The sequence below is a fragment of the Nitrosomonas ureae genome, from assembly GCF_001455205.1.
Lineage (GTDB): Bacteria > Pseudomonadota > Gammaproteobacteria > Burkholderiales > Nitrosomonadaceae > Nitrosomonas > Nitrosomonas ureae.
On the sequence record NZ_CP013341.1, the window covers coordinates 2,038,378 to 2,056,784 of the forward strand.

An 18,407-nucleotide genomic window follows, 5' to 3' on the forward strand; every position below is an offset into this window, starting at 1 on the left:
CCGCAGGTTTTTTTTTAATCGAACTTTTATTCAAAAGAAAAATATTTTTTCAGCTTATCTAAGAAGCTGTCTGAATGGGTTTGATTTGTTTCCTTTTCCGAGGACAGTAAATTTTCCATGGTCAACAGATAAATTCGCGAGAGTTGTTCAAGGTCATCGACATCGACATACTCATTCAGTTTGTGAATGGTTGCGTTACGCGGACCGAATTCAACCACCTGGGAGCAGATATCTGCGATAAACCGACCATCCGAAGTGCCACCTGAGGTGGACAATTGCGGCTCGACAGCAGTGACTTTGGTAATGGCGGCGCTTATCGCATCGGCTAATTCGGCTTTGGGGGTGAGATACGGTTTCCCTGAGAGTTCCCACTGTAATTCATAATCCAATCCATGTTTATCAAGGATTTCATGCACTTTGGTTGTGAGCGCCTCGACCGTGTTGGCGGTGGAAAAACGGAAATTAAACAATAAATTGAGAGTGCCGGGAATCACATTGGTGGCACCTGTTCCAGCATTGATATTGGAAATATGCCAGGTTGTCGGTGGAAAAAATTCATTGCCCTGATCCCATTCCGTATTCGCAAGCTCCGCAATCACTGGAGCAACCAGATGAATCGGATTTTTGGCTAAATGCGGATAGGCGATATGTCCTTGTATGCCTTTGATGGTCAGATTTCCGGATAAGGAGCCGCGGCGGCCATTTTTGATCGTATCGCCCAACTTGTCTGTACACGTCGGTTCACCCACAATACAATAATCGAGTAACTCACCGCGTGCTTTAAGCGTTTCGACTACTTTGGCGGTACCATCGATCGCAACACCTTCCTCATCTGAAGTGATCAATAATGCGATGGATCCTTGATGCTGGGCATGTTGGGCCAGAAAGGTTTCAATCGCGGTAATAAAGGCTGCCAGTGATGATTTCATATCAGCAGCACCGCGCCCGTATAAGCGTCCCTCGCGAATGGTGGGTATGAATGGATCGCTGTCCCATTGCTCCAGTGGTCCGGTGGGCACAACATCAGTATGTCCGGCGAAGCAAAGCAGGGGTGTTGTGTTACCGCGTCGGGCCCAAAGATTGTCGACATTGCCGAAACGCATTTTTTCAATATGGAAGCCGAGTTTTTCCAGATGATCGATTAAAATTTGCTGACACCCATCATCGGCAGGAGTAAATGACCGGCGGGCAATCAGTGTTTGTGCGAGTTCCAGTGTGTCGTTGGGCATAATTTCTTCCTAAGTTGGGGAGTTGATGTTTTTTAGGTTCCGGATTGCTTCTGTTTTTGATGCTTTTACCTATAATTGATAGGTAAGTAAACATTTTTTTGTGAACAACAACGTATTGTGATGCGGCAGGTAAGAGGCCATCCGCGGAGCGGATGCTGGCAAATATGGATTTTCAAAGGTAACCTTCAGTGTGCCAGGCTTGCTTAATCCTTTGCATAATCGATAGAATCGTTTTCCTCGGCGCACCAATATTCAGCCGCATAAACCCGCTGCCTTCCTTGCCGAATTGTATACCGGGGTTCATGCCGACGCCTGCTGCATGGATAAAAAAATGCTTTAGCTGCGCGTCGGTCAGGTTCATTGCGCGGCAATCCAGCCATAACAGATAAGTACCTTCAGCTTGGATTACCTTGATTTTCGGTAACTGCTGGGTCAAGAACGTTGTAACGCAATCGCGCGTGTCACGCAAATAAATCAATAGCGCTTCCAGCCATTCTTCGCCTTCGCAGTAGGCGGCTTCAAACGCAGCGATGCTGAATGGATTGGATGCGCTGATGTGAAAGTTGTTGAATGTTTGTGTTATGGCACGGCGGATGGATTCGTCGGGAATAATCAATGCCGACAGGTTTAATCCGGGAATATTGAAGGTTTTGCTGGGCGCTACTGCCGTGATGATTTCAGTGTCACCTTCTGCGATTGCGGCGAGAACACGGTGTTGATTGCCAGGGTAAACCAGATCGGCGTGAATTTCGTCAGAAAAAATGATTAAATCATGTTTTTCGGCAATTTGTGACAGCTGTGCCAGCTCATCGGGTTGCCACACCCGGCCCACCGGATTATGGGGCGAGCATAGCAACAGCAGTTTTGCTTTGCGGGCACAGTCTTCCAGGTGATCAAAATCAATGGTGTAGCGGCCATTGTGCAGAATGAGCGGATTTTGGATCAACACCCGTCCGGTTTGTGTAACAGCCGAGAAAAAAGGAAAATATACCGGTGGTTGAATAATGACCGATTCACCGGGCTGGGTGAATGCCATTATGGCGGCGTTGATCGAGGGCACCACACCGGGACACGGAATAATCCAGTCGCGCTGAATGCTCCAGCCATGTCGTCGCTGCATCCAGTGAATCAGTGCATCGTATAAACTGTCGGGAAAAAGCGTATAACCGTAAATCGGGTGCTTGGCACGCGCTACCAGTGCCTGGGTGACTGCAGGCGGTGCGGCGAAATCCATGTCCGCCACCCACGCAGGGATGACCGCGTTGCTGCCGAACATCGCTTGCCGACCGTCATACTTGACGCTGTGAGTTGCTGCGCGGTTGATCTCGTGGTCAAAGTCAAAACCACGATTCAAGAAATTTTCTCCCAGATGGTGACTTCCGACAAGGTATGTTGGAATTTGCGCTTGGTTTCACGGATGACAAAAGGTACGGACTGCGGGCCTTGTATCAGGCGGAAGTTTTTGCCGAGAATTTCTTTCAAACCATCCAATGTGGTGAAATTTTCGCCATCGCGCTTGAAACCGCCTACCCAGGATTCTTTCTTGGTATGTTCGGTCAGCCAGGTGTAGGGCGACGCAATCATCAACATGCCGCCGGTGTTAATGCGCGTATGAATGCTGCTGAGCAGCTTGTCCGGATCATACAGGCGGTCGATCAGATTGGCCGCGAGTATTAAGTCATATCCGGTAAAAATCGATTTCAAATTGCATGCATCGCCCTGATAAAATTCTACGCGACCTTTGACCTGATCAAGCCCCAGATCGGATAGCGTGCGTTCCTTATAGGAAACCAGATCGCCTTCTTCAGTTAAGGTGTAACGCAGTACACCTTGTTGTGACAGTTGTACGCCCTGGCCGATGAATCGCGCGGAGAAATCGATACCCGTGACATGATCAAAACCACGCGCTAACTCAAAGGTGGAGCGGCCGGATGCACAACCCAAGTCCAGCGCGGTGCGCATGGGCTTGTTTCCCATGGCTGCGAGCGCAATTTCGGCTAATGCTTGGGAGAAATTGGGTACCTCGAAATAGCTGTCGCCATAATGAAATTCTGCATACTCCGACAGCAGTTTGTCGGTTTCGTAATTGGAAGCCGGCAGTGTTGCCGGCGCATCCGACACCACATAACGGAAGCCCGCATGCTGGAAGAAATGGCGACGGAAGGCATAACGTGCGCTGTACAGCGATTCGTTGCCGCAGGCAATCCACGAACCGCCTTTGATCAAGTTATGCTGACCGTCAAATGTCGGTGTGGTGAAGTCGTCATATAACGGATGCACGTCAAAGCCGGAAAAAGGATAAGTGGGTGTTTCTGTCCATTGCCAGACGTTTCCGATAATATCGAAAAATTCACCATAGGGAAATTCTGTGACCGGACAACTCGATGCATAATAATCCAGATGCAGATTGCCGCAGGATTTCGTATCTCTCGGTACTTCGGATAATTGTGCAGTATCATAGAGCCGATACCATTCATCTTCAGTAGGCAGCCGCACCGGCTGTTTTGTCTCAGCGGCTTTCCAGTTACAAAATGCCTTTGCTTCGTGATAATTGATTTCAACCGGCCAATCCCATGGCATCGGAATTTCTTCGGTCATCAGGCGCAAGTGCCATGAATCGTCTTTTCTGATCCAGAATATCGGGTGTTCTGCTTGCGTGAATTTTAGCCAGGAGCGGCCTTCCTCCTGCCAATAACCTTCAGTTTGATAGCCATTGGCTTCAACGAAAGGTAAGAATTCCTGGTTGCTGACCAGAAACTTGCTCGCTTGAAATGCCGGGACATCCGCTGTATGTAAGCCGTATTCATTATCCCAGCCATAATGTTGATGATCGGTTCTATTTTTTCCGATTGTTATGCTACCGGCAGCAACGTGAACCAATTCATTTTGCGGCGCCGTGCCGGATTTGCGGCAGGGTTGCCAATCCGTATGCGGCTGCACAAAATGTAACGCGTGCTGGCGGATCAGTACCGAAGAAGTTTCCAGATGGATGCGTTCGTGTTCAATACCCATCAGAATCGGCCACCAGTCGCTTTCCCAGGAGATAGGCAAAGTCAGCGGCATGGTGCTGATCAGTTCATCGACCAAAGTGCGCATGGATTTTCGATAAGTGCGGACTTCTTCGACACTGGGCCAATCGTAATGTGTGCTATTCAGATCGTCCCAGCTCATTTCATCGACACCCACGGCAAAGATGGATTCCAGGCGGGAATCGATACGTTCGGTGATAAGTCCGGCAAGAATCAGCTTGTTAACAAAAAAGGTTGCAGTATGGCCCAGATAAAAAATCAAGGGATGACGCAGTGTAATTGGTTTCTTATAATATGCTTCGTCATTACGCAGCGTTTCGAATAGTTGCTCGTAGCGATCCAGCGTGGTGTGAAAATAATGGCGTATTTCCTCACGTTTTAGACTGATATCATCACCATCGAGCAGCGGTGTTCTTGGGAATAAGGGTCGTGACATAACGTATTTTTAACGGATTATTCAATTCTTTGGCGGGTATTATAACGCCTCACGCATTTCAGATCATGTTCAATCGGGATAATTGTCAATTTACCGACAATTTTAGAAGCGGCGCACGAGATGTGCAGTGTGACTAGAAGTTGTGGTAGAGCGGAATAAATTAGCAATCCGACAGATTGGTTGCCCGCTTAGAGCGAATCCTTATCGCATGAGTATTTCTTTTGATGATACAAGTCAGAACCCTGGTGTAATAGAGTCTGACTTGTAAAGTACTGCTAGAGATGAATCTCTTGATTTCTTATTGAACAACCAAGAAATCAGCTGCTGATAACGGGGCAACGCCGGCGATCGTAGCGAATTGAACTGCTGCACCGACGCCATTGCCATTGGCGTCATACGACAAGGCGCCGGTGGTGGTGTCGTAAATTAAGAAATCGTTAGCATCTGTTGCGACTGCACCCGGGCCGATTTTGAGATTACCCGCAGCAATGCCTCCTGGCGCGCCAAGACTGGTAAATATATCGTTGTCCAATCGAATGGTGTCAACAGGTGCAAAAAAACCCATGATGGTATCCACGTTGGTCGCGCTATTCAATGCGGTATTGAACAAATAGTGATCGGTAGCGCCGAGACCCGCAAAAAGCGTATCGTTACCCAGCCCCCCAGCCAAAATATCATCACCGTTGTCGCCACGCAAGATATCGTTGCCGGATCCGCCTTGCAGAATATCATTGCCATCTCCGCCGGCCAAATTATCGTTGCCTAACCCCCCATTCAAAGTATCATTGCCACCCAGGCCGAAAAGGCGATCATTGCCGTTTAGTCCGTTGATGATGTTAGCGGCTGAGTTGCCATTGATTTTATTTCCATTCTCATTACCTGTACCGTTAATGATGGCGGCACCCGTCAGATTGAGGTCTTCGATGCCAAACCCCAGAGTGTGTGTAACAGAAGAATTTACCAAATCGATGCCTCCTAATGCATCATTGAAAACTTCTGCCACCACATCGCCAAGATTATCAACAAAGTAAACGTCGTTGTTATCGCCACCGTCCATATTATCAGCACCTGCGCCGCCGTTTAATACATCATTTCCATTGAGGCCGCGAAGAATATCGGTTCCATTGAAACCGGAGATCGTATCATTGCCATTGGTCCCGTCCAATTGTGGAAACAATTCAAAAAAAACACCATTGAATTGAACTGTGTTGTTGTCATTAAAGTTTGTACCGTTAACGATTGCCATTTTTTCACCTCGCAAATTGTTGAGAAATTTAAATAAAGAGCCCCATACTGCAAGTATTTTATTGGTTAAGTGCTACGTCAAAATCAGCAGATGTTTATTTCTTTTGACCGTACCACTCAGTAAGTATAACCACAATCCATGACGATATTGTGACTATTGCATAACTCGATGTTCTTGGATAAGAATACACGGCTCTGGAAAAATAATTCGAGTTACATTCGCATAATAATCAGGTGTGATTGGATTATTTGTGCGAAAAATCACAGCGCAATATAAATTGACAAATTCATAGGCAGAACCCTCAACCGCTAAACGAAATCAAGACGACAATTGATCTAACGCGAACTAGACCTGATCGCCTTAAACACGTTAGAATTGCTAATTTTTGGTCCCTGCTTATCCCATGCATATTTGGCGCAGGATATCGGCACACGCTAAGACGCCGATTGCGCTTACCATAGGTAATTTTGATGGTGTCCATGTAGGCCATCAGGCGATGCTTGCCCGTTTAAAGGATGCTGCCCATCAGCTTGGACTTCACGCTTGTGTGATGACTTTTGAGCCGCATCCGCGAGAATTCTTTACACCCCATCAGGCGCCGGTACGCTTGACCGGTTTGCGTGAAAAAATGAATGGCTTAATTCGGACGGGGATCGATTGTATTGCTATCTGTCGTTTTAATTCTGATTTTGCCAGACTCAGCCCGGAACGATTTATCACGCACATTCTGAATCAGAAATTACATGTCCGCTGGCTGCTGATAGGCGATGATTTTCGTTTTGGGGCATGCCGCGCGGGTGATTCTGCCATGCTACAAGCACGCTCTGCAGAGAATGGCTTTACGGTGGAAGTCATGCCGAGTGTTCTGGTTGATAATCAGCGTGTTTCCAGTTCTGCGATTCGTCAGGCACTGGCTACCGGTAATTTGGATAAAGCCGGAAAATTATTGGGCAGGCCCTATAATATCAGTGGTCGCGTTATAGATGGCGACAAATTAGGCAGGCAGATTGGGTTTCCCACAGCAAATATCCAGCTGAGACATAATCCGCCTCTTAGGGGCATTTTTGTCGTGTCGGTATATGGCGCCAATCCTTCGTCACCGGAGATTCCACTACCCGGTGTTGCCAGTTTGGGGGTACGGCCAACAATTCATGCAAATGGCAAGCCTGTATTGGAAGTACATTTGTTTGACTTTAACAATGAAATTTATGGACAGCGCTTGCAGGTTGATTTTTTGCACAAATTACGTAACGAAGAAAAATATGCGGATATCAGCACGCTTGTACGGCAGATTGAAAAAGATGTCGCGCAAGCCAAAGAATTTTTTATGACGGCGCCTACTCATTTTAATCGCCTGTGCGGCGTTTTTTAACTTATTCATTGTAACTTTCATGATTGATTATAAGAAAACCTTAAACTTACTTGATACGCCTTTTCCGATGCGCGGCAATCTCGCCAGCCGCGAGCCCGGTATGTTGAAAGCGTGGCAAGAAAAGAATTTGTACCAGAAAATTCGTTCTGCCAGCAAAGGGCGCCCAAAGTTCATACTGCACGATGGCCCGCCTTATGCCAATGGTGATATTCATATTGGTCATGCGGTCAATAAGATCCTCAAGGACATCATCATCAAAAGCAAAACCTTGTCCGGCTTTGATGCACCCTATATTCCCGGCTGGGATTGTCATGGCTTACCGATAGAACACCAGATCGAGAAAAAACATGGCAAGCATTTGCCAGCCGATAAAGTGCGCGAACTTTGCCGTGCTTTCGCCCAAGAACAGGTGGAGCGCCAGAAAAGCGATTTCATCCGCCTGGGCGTGCTGGGTGATTGGGAACATCCTTATCTTACGATGAATTTTAAAACAGAGGCCGGCATTATTCGTGCCCTGGGAAAAATTTATCAAAAGGGTTATCTGTATCAAGGCCAGAAGCCTGTTAACTGGTGTATCGATTGCGGCTCCGCACTGGCTGAAGCGGAAGTGGAATATGAAGATAAAACCTCACCCGCCATTGATGTGGGTTTTGCAGTTTCATCCTCGCATCCGTTACTTAACAAAATATTTGGCGTCTCTGTTCCTGGAAATGTCCAAACTTATGCCATTATCTGGACCACTACACCGTGGACATTGCCTGCCAATCAGGCCGTCTGTGTTCATCCCGAATTTGATTATGCACTGGTACAAACAACAAAAGGCTTATTGATACTGGCCAGTGAACTGAAGCAGGCCTGTCTCGAGCGCTATGACTTGAGCGGTAAAACACTGGCCACGTGCAAAGGCCAGGCACTGGAGCATGTGTTATTGCAGCATCCGTTTGAACCGCGAGTGGTAAAAATAATTTGTGGCAAGCATGTCACGTTGGAAGCCGGTACCGGACTTGTGCATACGGCGCCCGCACACGGTTTGGATGACTATTTCGTCGGACAAAATTACAATTTGCCGAGTGATAGCCCGGTTGGAGGCGATGGACAATTTGTTGCACACATCCCTCTGGTAGGCGGGCTGTCTGTGTGGAAGGCCAACGACATTATCATCGATACGCTCAGAAGCAGTGAGCATCTTATTTGCCTGAAAAAGATAGAGCATAGTTACCCTCATTGCTGGCGCCATAAAACCCCCATTATTTTTCGTGCCACGCCGCAATGGTTTATCGGCATGAATTTGCATAAGACAGATGCTGCATCTACGCAGGATAAAACGCTGCGTGAACTGGCTATGCTGGCGGTCGACACCACGGCATTTTATCCGACATGGGGCAGGGCACGTCTGGAAGCAATGATCAAGAACCGCCCCGATTGGTGCGTATCACGCCAACGTAATTGGGGTGTTCCGATGACTTTTTTTGTGCATAAGGACACGCATGCGCCGCATCCACACTCACTTGAATTGCTCGAGCAGATAGCGCAAAAGGTGGAACAGCAAGGTATCGAAGCGTGGTTTGCGTTGGAAGCATCCGAATTGCTCGGTGAGGAAGCCAAGGATTATAAAAAACTAACCGACACCCTGGATGTCTGGTTTGATTCCGGCACCACGCACGACACGGTTGTTAAAGCAGATGCACAGCTTACATTCCCGGTTGATTTGTATTTGGAGGGTTCCGATCAGCATCGTGGATGGTTCCAATCTTCTTTGCTGACTGGCTGTGCGATTGATGATCGTGCGCCATACAAAGCGCTGCTCACGCACGGCTTTGTGGTGGATGGGAATGGTCATAAAATGAGCAAGTCGAAAGGGAACGTGATCGCGCCGCAAAAAGTGATAAATACTTCCGGCGCCGATATTTTGCGCTTGTGGGTTGCGTCCACCGATTATTCCGGCGAGCTCTCCATTTCCGAAGAAATTCTAAAACGGGTCATTGAGAGTTACCGCCGTATTCGTAATACGCTACGTTTTTTACTGGCTAATCTGATGGATTTTGATCCGCAAACGGATTCGATTGATATCGCGGAGTGTTTGGAAATTGATCGTTATATGCTGGCGTTAACAGCGGCATTCCAGGAAGATTTAATACAGGGTTATGACCGCTATGAATTTCATCAAGTGGTCCATAAGCTACATAATTTCTGCTCTGAAGACTTGGGCGGTTTCTATCTGGATATTCTCAAGGATCGTCTGTATACCGCAGCAGCGGCAGGTTTGCCTCGCCGTTCGGCACAAACTGCGCTGCATCATATTACCCATTGCCTGGTACGTTTGTTTGCGCCGATTCTGAGTTTCACTGCGGAAGAAGTCTGGGAACATCTGACGGGCGATAGCGAAGATAGCGTACTGTTGCACAATTGGCATAACTTTCCGGTGCAGCCTGATGCCGAACATCTGCAACAGCGTTGGGCTAGAATACGTGCATTGCGCTCGCAAGTATTGAAGAAACTGGAAGATTCCCGTATTCAGGGAGAAATAGGTTCTTCTTTGGCGGCGAAGGTGGAGATTCGTGTCTGCGCCGAGGATTTCACTTTGCTTAGCTCATTGCATCACGATTTACGTTTTGTGCTCATTGTCTCTGCAGTCAACCTGATACAGGTCAATGATTCGCAGCAGGAAAGTATTTTTGTGACGTCCAGTACCCACACAAAATGCGAACGCTGTTGGCATTACCGTCAGGATGTCGGGCATCACGCGGATCATCCAACTTTATGTGAGCGTTGCGTTTCCAATCTTTATGGCAACGGGGAAGCACGCAACTATGCTTAAAACCATACGATCATTTACTGGAAACCTCACGCTATGAAGCTTCACATCAGTTTTGGTATAGCCTTCGTTATTTTAGTGCTGGACCTTGCAAGTAAATACTGGATAGAGTCTACGCTGGAATTCGGTCAGGTCATTCCGCTGACCAGCTTCTTTAACCTGGTGCTTACTTATAATCCCGGTGCTGCATTCAGTTTTCTGAGCGAGCAATCCGGCTGGCAACGCTGGTTCCTCAGTGGTATTGCAAGCAGTGCAGCACTATTAATTGTCTACCTGCTCAATAGGTACAAACATGAGCGGTTGTTTTGCTTGTCATTGAGTTTGATTTTAGGCGGTGCGCTGGGTAATTTGTATGACCGCATCACACTGGGCCATGTGGTCGATTTTCTGGATTTCTATATCGGCGCTTATCATTGGCCCGCTTTCAATGTTGCCGATTCTGCGATTTTTATCGGTGCAGTGTTGATGATTGTCGAAAGTTTCAGAAAAGATAAGACAGAAGGTATTCAAAGAAAAATCAAATAACACATTTTACTTTCCCGATTTCTTCTCTTTGGTAATAGGGTTTTGCAAGGTATAACCATGTTCTTTCATTTTATATCCACCATAAGCACCTGCGCCCACAGCAGCCAATGTCCAGCAACCGGGTAATAGTGTTACCGCCATCAATAAAGAAATTACTCTCAGCATCCACCTGTTTTTCATCTTAAACTCCTAACAAATCATGTGGTTTGAATATAATAACCGCCGTGTAATGATTGGTTTATTGTATCAACACTGATGTGCCAAAGAGTGAATATATTGCGTTGAATGTGATTGTAGGATCGTCAGTGCGGGAAGAGTTAGCGGATAAAACAGCTGAAGCTGTCGATACGGGTCGAATTGAAATAACTGATTTATTTTGTATACAGGTTCTAAGAATTTGATTGTATTCGAGCCCGACAAGCTCATCGTAAACGTAATTAATGAAATTTTCTGTCTACGCCACGCTTGTCGGGAAATCTAATTAAGTAATGATAATTCACAGTACAGAAATTCGTTGGCAATCGGAAATCAGACACATGCCCCCGAAATCTTTTATCTTAGGCTGAAGCACCGCGAGAAGCTTGTCGGCCTGATTCTTATCGCAGACAAGAACTAATACTGCGTTATATTGTTCCAGGATAAAGTCGTCTTGATCCCGTTCGCCTGTTGAACCAAAACCACCTGCTTTTTTGATGAGTGTGTAGCCATACACTTCGGCTTCATGAAACAACTGGATCAAATCATCCAGTCTTTCTTCATGAATGACAATCTCGATCCGTTTCATTGATACAAAGGATTCGGGTGTAGAAAACATGATTTTTCTCCATAAAAGTTAATATCAGAATCGGGAGTTAAGCGTTTTCTGTGCTAATTGCCGAGCAATCTCCCGAAGAACTTCAAAGCAATAAGTTGTATTCAAGCAAATAAATCACTACCTTGATTTCTGCTATTTCAAGGGCACTGGGCGGCGGGGGTCTTTTTGGTGCCGCCGCCCTGATACCCCACCACGGCACAATCTACAAATGCTAACAACTCTTATTGCAGCTGTAATTCCAATCACCAGGGATAATAGGTTTCATGTAAATACTGAGCAGCTGCGTAATACATGGGAATGCCCACAACCACGTTAAATGGGAAAGTAACCCCGAGCGATAAAGTCAGATAGAACGACGGATTCGCCTCGGGGATCGCAAGGCGCATTGCCGGTGGAACCGCGATGTAGGAGCAACTGGCAGCCAATACTGCTACCAATGTAATGCCGCCGATCGAGTAACCCAAAAGGAAGTGCCCTACGAATAGCCCGCATGCCGCACCGAACAAGGGCATGGCGATGCCGAAGCCGACCAGGAAAACACCTACGGATTTGAACTCGGACAGCCTTTTCCCCGCTTCCATCCCCATATCACATAAGAATATACATAACGCACCCATAAAGATGAGCTCGAAGAAAGGTTCGATTTTGTGGTAACTGGGTGCTGAAACAGCCGCACCGATCGCCATGGAACCGAATAACAACAAGATACTGCCGTTGGTAAAGGCATCGATTAACAGATGTTTCATCATTCCTTTGTCAGCTTTGGATGTTCCCCCCATAACCCTGCGGGAATAACCGGCAAGTACCAAGCCGATCATAATTGCGGGTGATTCCATGATCGCCAGCATAATTACGGGGTAGGCCTCGTACGTTACGCCGATACCGCCCAGGAACGCAACCGCCGTCATATAAGTGCCTGCGCTCACCGAACCATAGTGTGCGGAAATGGCTGCAGCATTCAGGGGATCGATTTTTCCGAGTCCGCGCAAAATAATGTAAGCGACGATCGGCAGTGCAATGCCAAACCCAAGTGCTGCCCATACAGCGGAGAGAGCATCTCCCATGTCCGCTGCGGCAAGTTCCTTGCCGCCATGCAGCCCGATACCAATCAGTAAGTAGATAACGATCATCCGATGCATATCCGGCGGGAACTTAAGATCCGATTTGATGAGGCAGGCAAACATACCGAGCGCGAAGAAAAGTATCGCAGGTACGAGGAGACTGGATAGTGACATGATTACACTCCTCCTCTTATTCCGCTATGGATAAGCCGTATTTTCTTAAGCTCGTCCGGGAGTTCCTCAGCAAACTTGACGCGTTTCATCCTTTGAGGTGTAGGCTGCTGGGATTGATCGCGCTGAAGTTCAAGGGGAATTTTTTCAGCCGACGGGTTCTTGGATACATTGGTAGCGATTATTGTGCTTGGTAGCATGAGTAGAGCGAACAGAGTAAGTTCGTAAGCTAATATATTTTTATACATTTCAGTTCTCCAAACTGTTAAAGGTTTTAACCTGGCGTAGTGAAAACATCACATCAGGAACCATAATCCGTTCATAAGGACGGAGTGATTGCTCTGTTTTCCTGGGTCATCATTCTTATCTTTTGATCCATGCAACTTAGGTGTGAAGTCGGGTTTATTTTTTACCCTGTCCAAATCGTACCGGAGAATATCGCGCGCTAATATTCGTGCCGACACGTAGGTGCAAACCCTTATATATAAACAAATATGTATAAAATAGTTACTTTTTATCGTAAGATTTACAGGATCTCATCTGCGAATTTACCAACAGGAAACTATTTTGATCACCGTACCCACAAACCTCAGTTTCGTAACGATGTTTGAAGCCGCAGCAGATGCGATGCTGCTGGCTGAAGAATCAGGACATATTGTGCTGGTCAATCCAGCTGCGCAACAGCTGTTCGGTTATTCCGCAGACGAGCTGAGCGGGTTGGCGATTGAAATACTTATCGTGCCCCGGTACCGGAAACAATATCGATATCATCAAGAGCTTTTTTTAAACAAACCGACGAAGCGCTCCATGGGTGCCGGGAATGAACTCATGGTGTTAAGCCGCGATGGCAAAGAAATGTTGTTGGATATCAGCCTGAGTCCCATCAGAGTACAGCAGCAACTTTATGTGCTCATTACATTCAACGCCATTAATCGACGTCTTGATGTCGAGGAAGCGCTGCGAATTAGTGAAGAGCGCCTGCGTTTGGCCAAGCAAGCTGCGGGCCTGGGTATTTTTGACTACGATATCAAACGCAATATCATTTATTGGGATAAACAGATGCGCAAGCTTTGGGGTGAGCCTTCTGAAACAACCGTAAGTTACGAAGAGTTTGTCGCGAGAATACATCCGGAAGACCGCGCGGCGAGGCAAACCGTTATTGAATATGCTATGAATCCCGCCGGTAACGGCGAATTTAAAGCGGAATACCGCATTGTTGATCCCATTAACAGTAGCGAGCGCTGGATATCCGCAAGTGGAAGAGTATATTTCGAAGCGGGTTATGCGAATCGATTGATAGGCGTCACCCGTGATGTCACGGAGCAGAAAAATACTCAGAAAAAGCTTCAGATGCAGCGCGACGAGACTGAGAATATACTTAAACAACAAATCGCGGCGCGAACGGCCTCAGCCATAGCTCATGAACTTAATCAACCCCTGGCGGCAATTTCTGCTTATAGTGAGGTGGCGCTTCATGCGATACATAACGATGGTTTTACCTCAGACAGCTTGAAAAGAGCGCTTGAGGGCTGCGTGGAACAAGCGCAACGCGCCGGGCGCAGCTTGCATGAGCTGTTAGCTTTTCTGCAGAAAGGTGAATTGGTAACCGAGCGTTTGAATCTGAACGATTTGATACGGGATGCGTTAACTATAGTGAGCAATGACGGTCATGGAAAATTTTATCTCGCACTGCGTTTGCAGCAGAATCTTCCGGTTGTTCAATGTAATCGTATACAAGTGCAGAAAGTTCTGGTAAATCTATTCAGGAATGCTGATGAGGCCATGCGCGCTGTGGATTTGCCTACGCTAACGATTACTACTCAAATAGATACTATGAATGGTACTGATAAAGCTTTAGTGATTGTTCAGGATAATGGCCCAGGACTTGATGCGGTCATGACAAAACGCATATTTGAACCTTTTTTTACCACCAAGCCAGCCGGTATCGGTATGGGGCTTGCCATCAGTCGCGCATTGATTGAAACCAATGGCGGTCATCTCTGGCTGGATTCTGATACACAATCTGGTGCCAAGTTTCTTTTTACTTTACCTTTTGCCCCATGATCATGCATGAACCGACTGTATTTATTGTAGATGACGATGCAGCCGTGCGGGATTCACTGATGCTGATGATTGAACAGGCAGGTATTCGTGTGCAAGCTTTCGCGAATGCGGACACTTTCCTAAGTGCTTATCATCCTGATTTCTTTGGTTGCATCATCATCGATGTAAAAATGCCGGGGATGGACGGTCTGCGTCTGCAGGAAGAGCTCACTTGGCGCAAGATTGCACTGCCTGTAATTTTTCTTACCGGACATGGCGATATTCCGATGAGCGTGAGAGCGATCAAGGGAGGGGCGGTGGATTTTCTGACAAAGCCGGTGATTCGGGAGAAACTGCTGGTTTGCGTGCGTGCTGCTTTCGCAGAGGCGAAGAAAAGGATAAGTGACATTGCGCGTAATAAAGAAATGATATCGTGTCTGATAAAGCTCACAGGACGTGAGCGGGAAGTGATGACTCTGGCGGTGCAAGGACATACTAACAAAGAAATCGCATCTTGCCTGGGTATCAGTCATCGCACTGTTGAAATCCATAAATCCAAGATCATGCAAAAAACCGGCGCAAGCAATTTGTTGGATCTTGCACGTATTGTCCGGGAAAGTGATGCGGGTGAATAATTCTGCGGCGCATGCTCAAAGAATATCCGTATCAATTTTAGATTATTAAAATTTCTATAAGCGGAAAATGTCGTTCCTCAACCAATGGAATTCTCAGGTAATGTGTCAGTCTAATTTTTGGTTTGATACTACACATATTCAATGGATCTTTTTATGCGAGATGCGAAGCGGATATTTCTGGCAATTGCGCTACTTTCAATCGTGGCAAGCAGCTCTGTTTGGGCGCATGGACATCGACATAGTCATTTAAGTATTGGCCTGGGTTATTACGGGCCAGGATATTATGGCGGTTACGGCTATGGAGGCTATGGAGGCTATGGAGGCTATGGCTTCGGTCGTTATGGATTTGGCGGGTATGGCTATGGCTATCCTTCCTATTACTTTCCTCCTGCCTATGCTTATCCTCCGACGGTGATTGTTCCGGCTACGCCGCATGTATATATCGAGCAGCAAATCCAGCAGCCCGTACAATCGGTCCAGCCCGCGCAACCACGCACCAATTACTGGTATTATTGTAAAGATCCGGATGGTTATTATCCCTATGTCAGGAACTGCCCTGGCGGCTGGCTGCAAGTGGCGCCGCAACCGCCCGGACAATAATGTGAGAGGCCGAGTATGTTAATTTTTAGAAGATTATCCATCCTGTTGGTGACAGGTTTAATAACCGCCTGCGTGAATCTGCCGACTGGCCCGAGCGTCATGACGTTGCCAGGCACTGGAAAGAGCTTTGAGCAGTTTCGTATGGATGATTTTGAGTGCAGGACTTATGCCTATGAGCAAGTTGGCGGTAAAACGCCGCGCCAAGCTTCTCAAGTCAGCGGTATAGAAAGCGCGGCGATTGGGGCAGGGCTTGGTGCCGCTGCAGGTGCTGCCATAGGTGGCGGGCAGGGCGCTGCAATTGGCGCAGGAACCGGGCTTCTAGCGGGCGGTGTCGTTGGTTCGGGCACGGCTGAGACTTCCGGGTATATGAGTCAACGGCAATACGACATGAGCTATATTCAATGTATGTATGCAAAAGGCCATCGTGTGCCGGTTTCGGGAAGAATTACGGGTAACCCGCCGGTGAACAGCAATGCCAGCCCAAGGATTACAAACCCGTCAGAAAATTTTACGCCACCACCACCACCATCCGGAAATCCGCCGCCCCCGCCATCGCAATAAAGGCAGGGTGATGGTGTTGTGCAACGCGATAAGATTAATGAAGCAAAATCGATTTTCAGTGATAGGAGGTTTTGAAATGATTGAACAGGAGAAAATCGTAGCGCCGGAGATAGTGTCTTGCGAAGTGTGTTTTAAAGAGATACCGTTATCTGAAGCGACGAGTGTCAAGGCGACGGATTACATCGTATATTATTGTGGGCTTGAGTGTTACGACAAATGGAAGAAACAGGATGCGGGTGCTGAATCTCCAACGGATAACTGATCCAGCAAGCTGCGGAGATCGTTCAAGTTATTTTTGAGTCGTTTCGGTTGAAGCTTGAAAGCTTTTTATTCGGGCATTTAACAGGCGAGCCATGCCTTCTGCGCCTTGCCGCATGACTTGATGGTGATTCCATCTAAATAGCGGGGATGCGATTGGAGCAATCAGATTTATCCAACGCCGGTTAGGGTAGACGTGCCAGTGATATCGCACCACGGTTAGTTCATTTTCACGGAAAAAAATCCATTGGCCAGTTCCAATAATGTCACCCTGTGCTCGACCTTCCAGCAGCGTAAGCGGGATCCAGCCGGTGACGCGTAGGTCAAATGTAAAGCGATAGGGAATTCGCCCTTTCCACGTAAAGCGATGCACGCTGCCGATACCATTCGCATCGCCGCTTTCAAGCATTTTCACTGCTTCAACACCTTTCCACCACAGTGGCCAATCCAGACAGTGACTAATCGCATCGCATACTTCTACTAACGGTGCATCAATCCGCCATTCTGTGACAAATTTAAATTCTGTTGTCATGTCACTATTGCTCAAAGAGATCGGGAGGGAATACCGGATTAATTCGATAATCTGACATTTCCACTTGTTCAATCCAACTGCCGTCCGCTTTGTAACTTATCACTTTAAGAGGAAAGCCGGTGGTGATGTCCAACCACAGCTGAAACCGGGCTATGTCATTCACGCTGAAACCGCGTTCCGCCTCGACAGTGAGATGTAAAGCGGTTTCTCCGGCAATTGACTCCTGGCCGATCACTGTGGTTCTGCCATGATCTTGCAGCGCCATGATGTTTTTATACAAGGCGCCGAGATCCGAACGATCGATCCGTTGACCGGATGGATTCTGAATCACTTTATTTTCCGGGCTTAAACTGAAAGAAGGGAATTTGCTGTGCCCTAATACCCATAATTTGACCTTCCCGGAGCTCGGGCTATAAATCAATACTGCGCCTTTGAATACGGGTGCAATTATTTCTATGCGAACATGACCCGGCTTCTTGAAGTAATAGCGAATCATATCCGGATTGTCAGGCTGCTTGCTGTGTGTGGATTTGATCGTTGCCTGATAGGCGTCTACGTGCTGATAATGGTCTGCAGCACTTTGAATCGGGTTGGTACTATCCGGTATAAATAGCGCCATGATGAGTATTATACCGGGCAACATGAATATCGCATCTTAGGAAGATACTGAATAATTGTCTGCGCAACAATCACGGTGATGGAATAACGTAATCCGCTGTCAGCATTTCCAGCAGATGCCCGTTAGGATCGCGAAAATAAACGCCACGGCCACCATAATTATGATTGATTGTCATGTCGTCCGGAGTGCCCGGGCTACTGCCGTAGGGAATGTGCTCAGCCTGCAGCCGCATAAATAGGGTGTCAAATTCCGCTTCGGATACTTTGAATGCATAGTGAAGCGGCATAAACCGTTCCTGGTTATCGAAATCAAGACTTAATGTGTCGTTAACGCGCACGACAATAAAATGTGAAAATACGCCCACGTATTCAAAACCGAATACGCGGCTATAAAATTTCGCCGATGCGACTTTATCAAAGCAGGGCACAATGGTGTGATTAAGGGTAATTGCCATATCTGTT

General features: G+C 47.2%; 20 protein-coding genes. 9 read left to right on the plus strand and 11 right to left on the minus strand.

The features are described 5' to 3' along the window. Positions 1-26: 26 nt before the first annotated feature. The 4 genes from dapE to ATY38_RS16865 all read right to left on the minus strand — a co-directional run bounded on the left by dapE (position 27) and on the right by ATY38_RS16865 (position 5,940). On the minus strand, positions 27-1,229 hold the full coding sequence (gene dapE, locus ATY38_RS09330) for a succinyl-diaminopimelate desuccinylase (RefSeq protein WP_062559056.1): 1,203 nt from the start codon (positions 1,227-1,229) through the stop codon (positions 27-29). A gap of 172 nt (positions 1,230-1,401) precedes the next feature. After that, the gene (locus ATY38_RS09335) at positions 1,402-2,583 is read right to left on the minus strand and encodes a MalY/PatB family protein (RefSeq protein WP_062559057.1); all 1,182 of its coding nucleotides are present in this window, start codon (positions 2,581-2,583) and stop codon (positions 1,402-1,404) included. Then, complete coding sequence (ovoA, locus tag ATY38_RS09340; RefSeq protein ID WP_062559058.1) at positions 2,580-4,694, minus strand: 5-histidylcysteine sulfoxide synthase; 2,115 nt, start codon at positions 4,692-4,694, stop codon at positions 2,580-2,582. Before ovoA ends, ATY38_RS09335 begins: the two co-directional genes overlap by 4 nt. 298 nt (positions 4,695-4,992) lie before the next feature. Then, positions 4,993-5,940, minus strand: a complete 948-nt coding sequence (locus ATY38_RS16865; RefSeq protein ID WP_062559059.1) for a calcium-binding protein — start codon at positions 5,938-5,940, stop codon at positions 4,993-4,995. 403 nt (positions 5,941-6,343) lie between these two features. Here ATY38_RS16865 and ATY38_RS09350 point away from each other — a divergent pair, with 403 nt between their 5' ends. The 3 genes from ATY38_RS09350 to lspA are packed head-to-tail and all read left to right on the plus strand — an operon-like array spanning position 6,344 to position 10,652. After that, complete coding sequence (locus tag ATY38_RS09350; RefSeq protein WP_062559060.1) at positions 6,344-7,312, plus strand: bifunctional riboflavin kinase/FAD synthetase; 969 nt, start codon at positions 6,344-6,346, stop codon at positions 7,310-7,312. 19 nt (positions 7,313-7,331) lie between these two features. Beyond that, positions 7,332-10,130, plus strand: coding sequence for an isoleucine--tRNA ligase (ileS, locus tag ATY38_RS09355; protein ID WP_062559061.1), 2,799 nt, complete (start codon positions 7,332-7,334; stop codon positions 10,128-10,130). A 33-nt stretch (positions 10,131-10,163) separates the two neighbouring features. Continuing rightward, positions 10,164-10,652, plus strand: coding sequence for a signal peptidase II (gene lspA, locus ATY38_RS09360; RefSeq protein ID WP_062559062.1), 489 nt, complete (start codon positions 10,164-10,166; stop codon positions 10,650-10,652). Between the two features lie 6 nt (positions 10,653-10,658). On the opposite strand, the gene ATY38_RS16230 is transcribed toward lspA, so the two are convergent. Then, a complete protein-coding gene (locus ATY38_RS16230) occupies positions 10,659-10,832 on the minus strand; it encodes a hypothetical protein (RefSeq protein WP_176492768.1) in 174 nt (57 codons plus the stop codon). 77 nt (positions 10,833-10,909) lie between these two features. Between ATY38_RS16230 and ATY38_RS16090 the strand changes: the two genes are divergently transcribed. Continuing rightward, positions 10,910-11,053, plus strand: a complete 144-nt coding sequence (locus ATY38_RS16090) for a hypothetical protein (RefSeq protein WP_158441769.1) — start codon at positions 10,910-10,912, stop codon at positions 11,051-11,053. Positions 11,054-11,148: 95 nt separating this feature from the next. Here ATY38_RS16090 and ATY38_RS09365 read toward each other — a convergent pair whose 3' ends face one another. The 3 genes from ATY38_RS09365 to ATY38_RS09375 form a co-directional block, all read right to left on the minus strand. Continuing rightward, positions 11,149-11,466, minus strand: coding sequence for a P-II family nitrogen regulator (locus ATY38_RS09365; protein ID WP_062559063.1), 318 nt, complete (start codon positions 11,464-11,466; stop codon positions 11,149-11,151). A gap of 242 nt (positions 11,467-11,708) precedes the next feature. Then, entirely contained in the window at positions 11,709-12,701 is a 993-nt protein-coding gene (locus ATY38_RS09370; RefSeq protein ID WP_062559064.1) for a sodium-dependent bicarbonate transport family permease, read from the minus strand. A gap of 2 nt (positions 12,702-12,703) precedes the next feature. Then, on the minus strand, positions 12,704-12,946 hold the full coding sequence (locus ATY38_RS09375; RefSeq protein ID WP_062559065.1) for a hypothetical protein: 243 nt from the start codon (positions 12,944-12,946) through the stop codon (positions 12,704-12,706). A 319-nt stretch (positions 12,947-13,265) separates the two neighbouring features. Here ATY38_RS09375 and ATY38_RS09380 point away from each other — a divergent pair, with 319 nt between their 5' ends. From ATY38_RS09380 to ATY38_RS09400, 5 genes are all read left to right on the plus strand, one after another. Beyond that, entirely contained in the window at positions 13,266-14,762 is a 1,497-nt protein-coding gene (locus tag ATY38_RS09380) for a PAS domain-containing sensor histidine kinase (RefSeq protein WP_335337898.1), read from the plus strand. 2 nt (positions 14,763-14,764) lie between these two features. Beyond that, positions 14,765-15,376, plus strand: coding sequence for a response regulator transcription factor (locus ATY38_RS09385; RefSeq protein WP_235590240.1), 612 nt, complete (start codon positions 14,765-14,767; stop codon positions 15,374-15,376). Between the two features lie 153 nt (positions 15,377-15,529). Then, the gene (locus tag ATY38_RS09390; RefSeq protein ID WP_062559068.1) at positions 15,530-15,976 is read left to right on the plus strand and encodes a hypothetical protein; all 447 of its coding nucleotides are present in this window, start codon (positions 15,530-15,532) and stop codon (positions 15,974-15,976) included. A gap of 15 nt (positions 15,977-15,991) precedes the next feature. Beyond that, entirely contained in the window at positions 15,992-16,537 is a 546-nt protein-coding gene (locus tag ATY38_RS09395; RefSeq protein ID WP_062559069.1) for a YMGG-like glycine zipper-containing protein, read from the plus strand. A gap of 76 nt (positions 16,538-16,613) precedes the next feature. After that, positions 16,614-16,799, plus strand: coding sequence for a DUF3330 domain-containing protein (locus ATY38_RS09400; protein ID WP_062560168.1), 186 nt, complete (start codon positions 16,614-16,616; stop codon positions 16,797-16,799). 27 nt (positions 16,800-16,826) lie between these two features. Here ATY38_RS09400 and ATY38_RS09405 read toward each other — a convergent pair whose 3' ends face one another. From ATY38_RS09405 to ATY38_RS09415, 3 genes are read right to left on the minus strand one after another with little or no spacing between them, the layout of a single operon-like run. Next, on the minus strand, positions 16,827-17,327 hold the full coding sequence (locus ATY38_RS09405) for an SRPBCC family protein (RefSeq protein WP_062559070.1): 501 nt from the start codon (positions 17,325-17,327) through the stop codon (positions 16,827-16,829). 4 nt (positions 17,328-17,331) lie between these two features. Further along, on the minus strand, positions 17,332-17,970 hold the full coding sequence (locus tag ATY38_RS09410) for a LolA family protein (RefSeq protein WP_062559071.1): 639 nt from the start codon (positions 17,968-17,970) through the stop codon (positions 17,332-17,334). 46 nt (positions 17,971-18,016) lie between these two features. Further along, on the minus strand, positions 18,017-18,400 hold the full coding sequence (locus tag ATY38_RS09415) for a VOC family protein (protein WP_062559072.1): 384 nt from the start codon (positions 18,398-18,400) through the stop codon (positions 18,017-18,019). Positions 18,401-18,407: the final 7 nt, after the last annotated feature.

Coding starts and splice junctions, on each gene's coding strand:
- lspA (WP_062559062.1), top strand. CDS start 10,164: ATGAAGCTTCACATCAGTTTTGGTATAGCCTTCGTTATTTTAGTGCTG.
- ATY38_RS09385 (WP_235590240.1), top strand. CDS start 14,765: ATGCATGAACCGACTGTATTTATTGTAGATGACGATGCAGCCGTGCGG.
- ATY38_RS09410 (WP_062559071.1), bottom strand. CDS start 17,970: ATGTTGCCCGGTATAATACTCATCATGGCGCTATTTATACCGGATAGT.
- ATY38_RS09350 (WP_062559060.1), top strand. CDS start 6,344: ATGCATATTTGGCGCAGGATATCGGCACACGCTAAGACGCCGATTGCG.
- ATY38_RS16865 (WP_062559059.1), bottom strand. CDS start 5,940: ATGGCAATCGTTAACGGTACAAACTTTAATGACAACAACACAGTTCAA.
- ATY38_RS09395 (WP_062559069.1), top strand. CDS start 15,992: ATGTTAATTTTTAGAAGATTATCCATCCTGTTGGTGACAGGTTTAATA.
- ATY38_RS09405 (WP_062559070.1), bottom strand. CDS start 17,327: ATGACAACAGAATTTAAATTTGTCACAGAATGGCGGATTGATGCACCG.
- dapE (WP_062559056.1), bottom strand. CDS start 1,229: ATGCCCAACGACACACTGGAACTCGCACAAACACTGATTGCCCGCCGG.
- ATY38_RS09365 (WP_062559063.1), bottom strand. CDS start 11,466: ATGTTTTCTACACCCGAATCCTTTGTATCAATGAAACGGATCGAGATT.
- ileS (WP_062559061.1), top strand. CDS start 7,332: ATGATTGATTATAAGAAAACCTTAAACTTACTTGATACGCCTTTTCCG.
- ATY38_RS09415 (WP_062559072.1), bottom strand. CDS start 18,400: ATGGCAATTACCCTTAATCACACCATTGTGCCCTGCTTTGATAAAGTC.
- ovoA (WP_062559058.1), bottom strand. CDS start 4,694: ATGTCACGACCCTTATTCCCAAGAACACCGCTGCTCGATGGTGATGAT.
- ATY38_RS16230 (WP_176492768.1), bottom strand. CDS start 10,832: ATGAAAAACAGGTGGATGCTGAGAGTAATTTCTTTATTGATGGCGGTA.
- ATY38_RS09400 (WP_062560168.1), top strand. CDS start 16,614: ATGATTGAACAGGAGAAAATCGTAGCGCCGGAGATAGTGTCTTGCGAA.
- ATY38_RS09370 (WP_062559064.1), bottom strand. CDS start 12,701: ATGTCACTATCCAGTCTCCTCGTACCTGCGATACTTTTCTTCGCGCTC.
- ATY38_RS09390 (WP_062559068.1), top strand. CDS start 15,530: ATGCGAGATGCGAAGCGGATATTTCTGGCAATTGCGCTACTTTCAATC.
- ATY38_RS09375 (WP_062559065.1), bottom strand. CDS start 12,946: ATGTATAAAAATATATTAGCTTACGAACTTACTCTGTTCGCTCTACTC.